The organism is Methylobacterium sp. P3_A11 (assembly GCF_056403155.1).
Map to the genome: position 1 here is coordinate 1 of NZ_JBFUGA010000177.1, position 6,657 is coordinate 6,657.

Below are 6,657 nucleotides of genomic sequence, written 5' to 3' on the forward strand. Positions count from 1 at the left end.
GGCTTGCGCCGGGCGAGCGCCGTCAGGGCCGGGGCGCCCGCCAGACCGGTGCTCAGGACCGGCGCGCTGCCGGTCCCGGGCGTCGCGCGGACCGTCGCGCTCGGCAATCGATCGAGGGATGGCCGGGCTGCCCAGGCGGGCACCGCGCCGGCGAGGACCAGTCCGGCCGACAGGATGAGGATCCTCGCGCGCATCCCGCTCTCCCCGGCCTTTCAACGGCGCCGACGGACGACAACGCCCGAGGAGCCGCCGCGTTCGACCCGTGAACGCCCCGGTCCGCCGCCTCAGTCCGCGGAGACCGGGAAGTGCCGGGCCAGCACGGCGCGGACTTGCGCCACCATGTCGGCCTCCGGGCAGGACACCTGCGCCGGCCGCGCCGCCTTCCACTCGGCGTTGCTGGCGATGGACTCGGCCGCCTGGGCGCCCGCGATCAGGTCCTTGATCTGGACCTCGCCGGCCAGGCGCTCGTTCGAGCCCTGGATGACCGCGACGGGGGCGCGGCGGCGGTCGGCGTATTTCATCTGCGCCTTCATGCCGGCGGCGCCGAGATAGAGTTCAGCCCGGATTCCGTCGGCCCGCAGGAGGGCCACCAGCCGCTGGTAATCGGCCATGTTCTCCCGGTCGAGGACCAGCACCACCACCGGACCGGGCGTCTCGACGCCGGAAAGCAGCGGGCTGCCCACGAGCTGCAGGGCCGAGAACAGGCGCGAGACGCCGATGGAGAAGCCGGTGGCCGGCACCGGCTCGGCCCGGAACCGCCCGACGAGGCCGTCGTAGCGCCCGCCGCCCGCCACGGAGCCGAAGCGCACGGTCTGGCCGTCCTCGTTGGTGACGGGAAACGTCAGCTCCGCCTCGTAGACCGGGCCGGTATAGTATTCGAGGCCGCGCACCACGCTCGGATCGGCCCGGATCACGTCGTGGCCGTAGCCGGCGGCGGCGCAGAGGCGCATGATCGCGTGCAATTCGGCGATCCCCTCGCGGCCGGTCTCCGAATCGCCGACCGCATCGTGCCAGCCCGCGAAGAACTTTTCCCAGAACGCCATCTTGTCGGCGCCGTCGGCGGCGTCGGCCTGGAACGACACGTAGGCGAGGATCCGGCCGATCGCCGCTGCGTCGAGGCCCGCGCCCTTGGTGAAGTCGCCGCTCTCGTCCTTGCGGCCGGCGCCCAGAAGGTCGCGCACGCCGTCGACACCCAGCCGGTCGAGCTTGTCGATCGCCCGCAGCACGGTGAGGCGCTGGCCGGCCTTGTCGGGGCCGGAGAGCCCGATCGCCTCCATCACCCCGTCCAGCACCTTGCGGTTGTTGACCTTGACCACATATTGGCCGCCGAGCCCGAGGCGGTTCAGCGTGTCGGCCATCAGCATGCAGGTCTCGGCATCGGCCGCGATGCTGCCGGCGCCGACGATGTCGGCGTCGAACTGCATGAACTGGCGGAACCGGCCCGGCCCCGGCTTCTCGTTGCGGAAGACGATGCCCGCCCGGTAGCTGCGATAGGGCTTGGGCAGGGCGTCGTAATTCTCGGCGACGAACCGGGCGAGCGGCGCCGTGAGGTCGTAGCGTAAGGACAGCCACGCCTCGTCGTCGTCCTGGAACGAGAACACCCCGGCGTTCGGGCGGTCGAGGTCGGGCAGGAACTTGCCCAGGGCCTCGGTGTACTCGACGAAGGGCGTCTCCAGGGCCTCGAACCCGTAGAGTTCGAAGCTCCTCCGGATCGTCTCCAGCATCCGCCCCTGCGCGGCGATCTCGTCGGCGCGCCGGTCGACGAAGCCGCGCGGCAGGCGGGGCTTCAGGGTTTCGGGCTTCTCGGCCCTGGCGGTGTCGGCCTTGGACATGTGAACGTGTTCGCTTCCCGCGGACCCGAAACCCGGGTCCGGATCGGATCCTGAGTCGTCTCCGGCGAGCGGAGATCCTGTGGTCGGGCTCTAGAGCATGCGGTGCGAAAGGGGAATTCGGTTTCCGGATGCCGGCGTCCGTCGCGCGTCCGGACAGGGGCGCCCGGACAGGCGCGGCGCATCCAGCGGCGGTTCGCAGCCTCTGCCGGGCATGCCCGACCCGCGGGCAGCCCGTAGGGCGCTCTCAGTACGGCGCCGTCAGCTTGAGCCAGAGCAGCACCGCGAGGCTCACCACGGCGATCGGCATCTGGAGCGGGCGCAGGCGGGCATGGGCGAGGGGAACCTCACCGGCCCGCGCGGCGATCGGATCGAGGATCCCGACGACCGCGTAGCCGAGGATCAGCATCGCCAGCGCCGGCACCGCCTTGCCCATCACCGCCGCGAACAGGCTGAACAGCCCGAGCCCGTAGAGGACCAGCATCGTCACGATCTGAGACACGTGCGGCCCGCCCTCGGTCCGGAAGCTGACGCCCCGGCGCACCCCGGCCAGGAACAGCAGGATCGAGGCGGCGTAGAGCAGGGTGAACAGCGCCACCAGGTAATCGAGGGGCTTGCCGTTCAGCCACCACGTCCCGGCGGCGCCGACGGCGATCGGCAGCATCGGGCCGAAGCCGAAGACGATGTCGAGCCAGGGCATCCGGCGGGGCTCGTGCGTGGTGAGGGTGCGTCCGGTGGCGTCGTCGCGCATGGCGGTCAGGGGGAACTCTCGATTCGACGGTCTGCTGCGCCGCAGCACCGGGACGGGGAACGGCCGCGCGCCGGCCCAGTTCCGCAACCGGTCCCGGGCAGCGCCCGTGTAGCGCCGACGCGGCGCCCCGGCGAGGCCCCCGACGGTCACCGCAGCGACCCCTTGAGTACCGGAAGAAAAGGCGTTATCCCTGTCGTGCCCTCATCACAAGGTCTGCGCCGCAGCGCGCCCGTGAGCCGCGAGGGTCCTGCCTCATCGGTTTCGCCACTCAGATCTCGGGCCCCTCGCCGCAGCGCGGCCCGCTCTCCGGTGCCCATCCCCCGGGTGCCTGGCACAGAACCGGCCCTCCCACCTTCTCCGTCGGTTGCAAGACATCCATGACGCCAAACCCCGACGCCCTCGCCGATCTCGAGACCGCGGAGCCGGCCGATGTGCCCGCCATGCCCGCCGCCCTCGAAGGCGTCCGCGAGGTCAAGCTCCAGGACCTCAAGTCCAAGACGCCCACCGACCTGACCGCCTTCGCCGAGGAGGTCGAGGTCGAGAACGCCTCGACCATGCGCAAGCAGGAGTTGATGTTCGCCATCCTGAAGCAGCTCGCTGCCAAGGAGGTCGAGATCATCGGCTCGGGCACCGTCGAGGTGCTGCAGGACGGCTTCGGCTTCCTGCGCTCCTCCGACTCGAACTACCTGCCGGGTCCCGACGATATCTACATCTCGCCGACCCAGATCCGCCGCTTCGGCCTGCGCACCGGCGACACCGTCGAAGGCCCGATCCGCGGCCCCAAGGACGGCGAGCGCTACTTTGCCCTTCTGAAGGTCAACACGATCAACTTCGAAAATCCGGAAAAAATCAAGCACAAGGTCCACTTCGACAACCTGACGCCGCTCTTCCCGACGAAGCGGTTCAAGCTCGAGCTGGACAACCCGACCAAGAAGGACTTCTCCCCGCGGATCATCGACATCGTGGCGCCGATCGGAAAGGGCCAGCGCGCCCTGATCGTGGCGCCGCCGCGCACGGGTAAGACCGTGCTGATGCAGAACATCGCCCAGTCGATCACCCTCAACCACCCGGAATGCTACCTGATCGTGCTGCTCATCGACGAGCGGCCCGAGGAGGTCACCGACATGCAGCGCTCGGTGAAGGGCGAGGTCATCGCCTCGACCTTCGACGAGCCGGCCACCCGCCACGTGCAGGTCGCCGAGATGGTGATCGAGAAGGCCAAGCGCCTCGTGGAGCACGGCCGCGACGTCGTCATCCTGCTCGACTCGATCACCCGCCTTGGCCGCGCCTACAACACGGTGGTGCCGTCCTCCGGCAAGGTGCTCACCGGCGGTGTCGACGCCAACGCCCTGCAGCGGCCCAAGCGCTTCTTCGGTGCCGCCCGCAACATCGAGGAGGGCGGCTCCCTCTCGATCATCGCCACCGCGCTCATCGACACCGGCTCGCGCATGGACGAGGTGATCTTCGAGGAGTTCAAGGGCACCGGCAACTCCGAGATCATCCTGGACCGCAAGGTCTCGGACAAGCGCATCTTCCCGGCGATCGACATCACCCGCTCGGGCACCCGCAAGGAGGAGCTGCTGGTCCCGCCGGACGCCCTCAAGAAGACCTACGTGCTGCGCCGCATCCTCAACCCGATGGGCGTCACCGACGCGATCGAGTTCCTGCTCGACAAGCTGCGTCAGACCAAGAGCAACGGCGACTTCTTCGACTCGATGAACACCTGAGGCGGACGCGCCCTCCCTCCCCCCACGGGGGAGGGAGACGCGCCTGTCCCGTCATCGTCTGTGCCGCCGCGGCACGGAATCGGCCGGCGGCGCGATCGGGCCGTTGACCTTCCCCTAACCGCTCCCTGCCAGGATCGTGTTCGGGCGCCAGGTTGCGTATCGGCCCCGCGACAGCCCCGCCGGCCGGTTGAGTCCGGCGGCGGGGCTCGTCGCAGCCCCGTCGCAGGGGCATTCTCCGGCTTGCACCTGCCCCAGGATCCGTGACACTGGCGCGATGCCTCGCTCGCCCTGGACCGGTCCGGACCCGCTCCTCCTCGCCTCGACCAGCCCGACCCGGCGCCTCCTCCTGGAGAGCGCCGCCCTTCCGGTCGAGACCGCCACCCCCGACGTGGACGAGCGCGCCCTGGAGGCGGAGAGCGCCGGCCTGTCCCCGCCCGACCTCGCCCTGACCCTCGCCCGCGCCAAGGCCCAATCGGTGGCGGCGCGCCTCCCCGGCCGGCTGGTCATCGGCGCCGACCAGGTGCTCGACCTCGACGGCGTCGTGTTCCACAAGCCGGCCGATGCTGCGGCGGCCCGGGCGCAGCTCGCCCGCCTCGCCGGCCGGACCCACGCTTTGCATTCCGCGGTGGTCCTGGCCGGGACGGTCGAGGACGCCTTCGTGGAGACCGCCCGGCTGACCCTGCGGCCCCTCGATGACCGGGCCATCGCGGCCTATGTGGAGTGCGCCGGCGAGGCCCGGGTGCGGTCGAGCGTCGGCGGCTACCAGCTGGAAGGGGCGGGGATCCACCTGTTCGACACGGTCGCGGGCGACCACAGCACCGTGCTGGGGCTGCCGCTCCTGCCGCTCCTCGCCCGCCTGCGCGCCGCCGGGCTTCTGGATTTCTGAGGGACCATCGCCTTGGCCGGACACGACCACGCGCACGCGGGCCATTCGCACGGGAGCCCTGCCCAGGGCGGTCATGGTGGTCATGGCCATGGCGGTCATGGCGGCCACGGGCATGCCCCGAAGAATTTCGGGCCGGCCTTCGCCATCGGCATCGCGCTCAACACCGCCTTCGTGGGCGTGGAGGCGGTCTACGGCTATCTCAGCAATTCGATCTCCCTGGTGGCCGATGCCGGCCACAACCTCTCGGACGTTCTCGGCCTCGCCGCGGCCTGGATCGCCGCGATCCTCGTGCGCCGCCGCGCCAGCGCGCGCTTCACTTACGGCTATCGCGGCTCCTCGATCCTGGCGGCCCTGTTCAATGCCGTGTTCCTGCTGATCGCCATGGGGGCGGTGATCTGGGAGGCGCTGGTCCGGCTGGTCCATCCCGAGCCGGTCGCGGGCACGACCGTGATGGTGGTGGCCGCCCTGGGAATCCTCGTCAACGGCCTGACCGCGTGGCTCTTCGCCAGCGGCGCCAAGGGCGACATCAACATCCGCGGCGCCTTTCTGCACATGGCGGCCGACGCCGCCGTCTCGGCCGGCGTGGTGGTGGCCGGCCTCGTGATCCAGCTCACCGGGCTCGTCTGGCTCGACCCGGCGGTCAGCCTCGTCGTCGCGGGCCTCGTGGTCTGGGCGACCTGGGGCCTCCTGCGCGACAGCGTGGCGATGTCGCTGGACGCCGTGCCGCCGGAGATCTCCCCCGAGGCGGTGAGCGGCTTCCTGCGCGCGCGGCCCGGCGTCGCCGACCTCCACGACCTCCACATCTGGCCGATGAGCACCACGAGCGTCGCCCTCACGGTCCACCTCGTGATGGCCGAGGACCACCCGGTCCGGCTTCCGGCCGGGAACGGCTTCCTCATCGAGACCGCCGACGCCCTGCGCGAGCGCTTCGGCATCGGCCACGCGACCCTGCAGATCGAGGCGGCCGGCGGCCCCGACTGCCGCCTCGCGAAGGCCTGCGCCGCGTGACCGGCGCCCCGATCTCCCGCGCCCCGATCGCCCGCGCCTTCGTGGTCGGCCACCCGATCGCCCATTCGCGCTCGCCGCTGATCCACGGCCACTGGCTCGCCGAGCACGGGCTTGCGGGTTCCTACGAGCGCCTGGACGTCGCCCCGGAAGCGTTTCCGGACTTCGTCCGCGGCCTGCCCGCCTCCGGCTACCGGGGCGGCAATGTCACGATCCCCCACAAGGAGGCGGCCTTCGCCCTCGCCGACACCCTGACGCCGCGGGCGGAAAAGATCGGCGCGGTGAACACCCTGGTGGTCGAGCCCGACGGGCGGATCCGCGGCGACAACACCGACGCGCCGGGCTTCTGCGCCCATCTCGACCAGAGCCTGGGCGAAGCCTGGCCGGCCCGCGCCGGCGGCACCGCCGTCGTGCTCGGGGCCGGCGGGGCGGCGCGTGCCGTCGTGGTCGGGCTCGCCG

The 6,657-nt window shown here is 71.2% G+C and carries 7 protein-coding genes; 4 read left to right on the forward strand and 3 right to left on the reverse strand.

Annotation, left to right across the window (positions count from 1 at the left end):
* The 3 genes from AC1DXK_RS29595 to AC1DXK_RS29605 form a co-directional block, all read right to left on the reverse strand.
* Window positions 1-194 (reverse strand): hypothetical protein (locus AC1DXK_RS29595; protein WP_477299618.1); only part of this gene is annotated, 194 nt, incomplete at its 3' end.
* A 90-nt stretch (window positions 195-284) separates the two neighbouring features.
* Window positions 285-1,832 (reverse strand): histidine--tRNA ligase, encoded by a 1,548-nt coding sequence (hisS, locus tag AC1DXK_RS29600; protein ID WP_457108500.1) that lies wholly within the window; start codon window positions 1,830-1,832, stop codon window positions 285-287.
* Window positions 1,833-2,076: 244 nt separating this feature from the next.
* Entirely contained in the window at window positions 2,077-2,580 is a 504-nt protein-coding gene (locus AC1DXK_RS29605) for a DUF3429 domain-containing protein (protein ID WP_457108517.1), read from the reverse strand.
* Between the two features lie 377 nt (window positions 2,581-2,957).
* Here AC1DXK_RS29605 and rho point away from each other — a divergent pair, with 377 nt between their 5' ends.
* From rho to AC1DXK_RS29625, 4 genes are all read left to right on the forward strand, one after another.
* Window positions 2,958-4,307 carry a transcription termination factor Rho gene (gene rho / locus AC1DXK_RS29610; protein ID WP_477299619.1) on the forward strand — a complete coding sequence of 450 codons (1,350 nt, stop codon included), beginning with the start codon at window positions 2,958-2,960 and terminating at the stop codon, window positions 4,305-4,307.
* 274 nt (window positions 4,308-4,581) lie between these two features.
* Window positions 4,582-5,193 (forward strand): Maf family nucleotide pyrophosphatase, encoded by a 612-nt coding sequence (locus tag AC1DXK_RS29615; RefSeq protein WP_457108502.1) that lies wholly within the window; start codon window positions 4,582-4,584, stop codon window positions 5,191-5,193.
* Window positions 5,194-5,205: 12 nt separating this feature from the next.
* The gene (locus AC1DXK_RS29620) at window positions 5,206-6,201 is read left to right on the forward strand and encodes a cation diffusion facilitator family transporter (RefSeq protein ID WP_457108503.1); all 996 of its coding nucleotides are present in this window, start codon (window positions 5,206-5,208) and stop codon (window positions 6,199-6,201) included.
* A partial coding sequence (locus tag AC1DXK_RS29625) for a shikimate dehydrogenase (RefSeq protein ID WP_477299620.1) occupies window positions 6,198-6,657 on the forward strand: 460 nt, incomplete at its 3' end. The genes AC1DXK_RS29620 and AC1DXK_RS29625, both read left to right, overlap by 4 nt.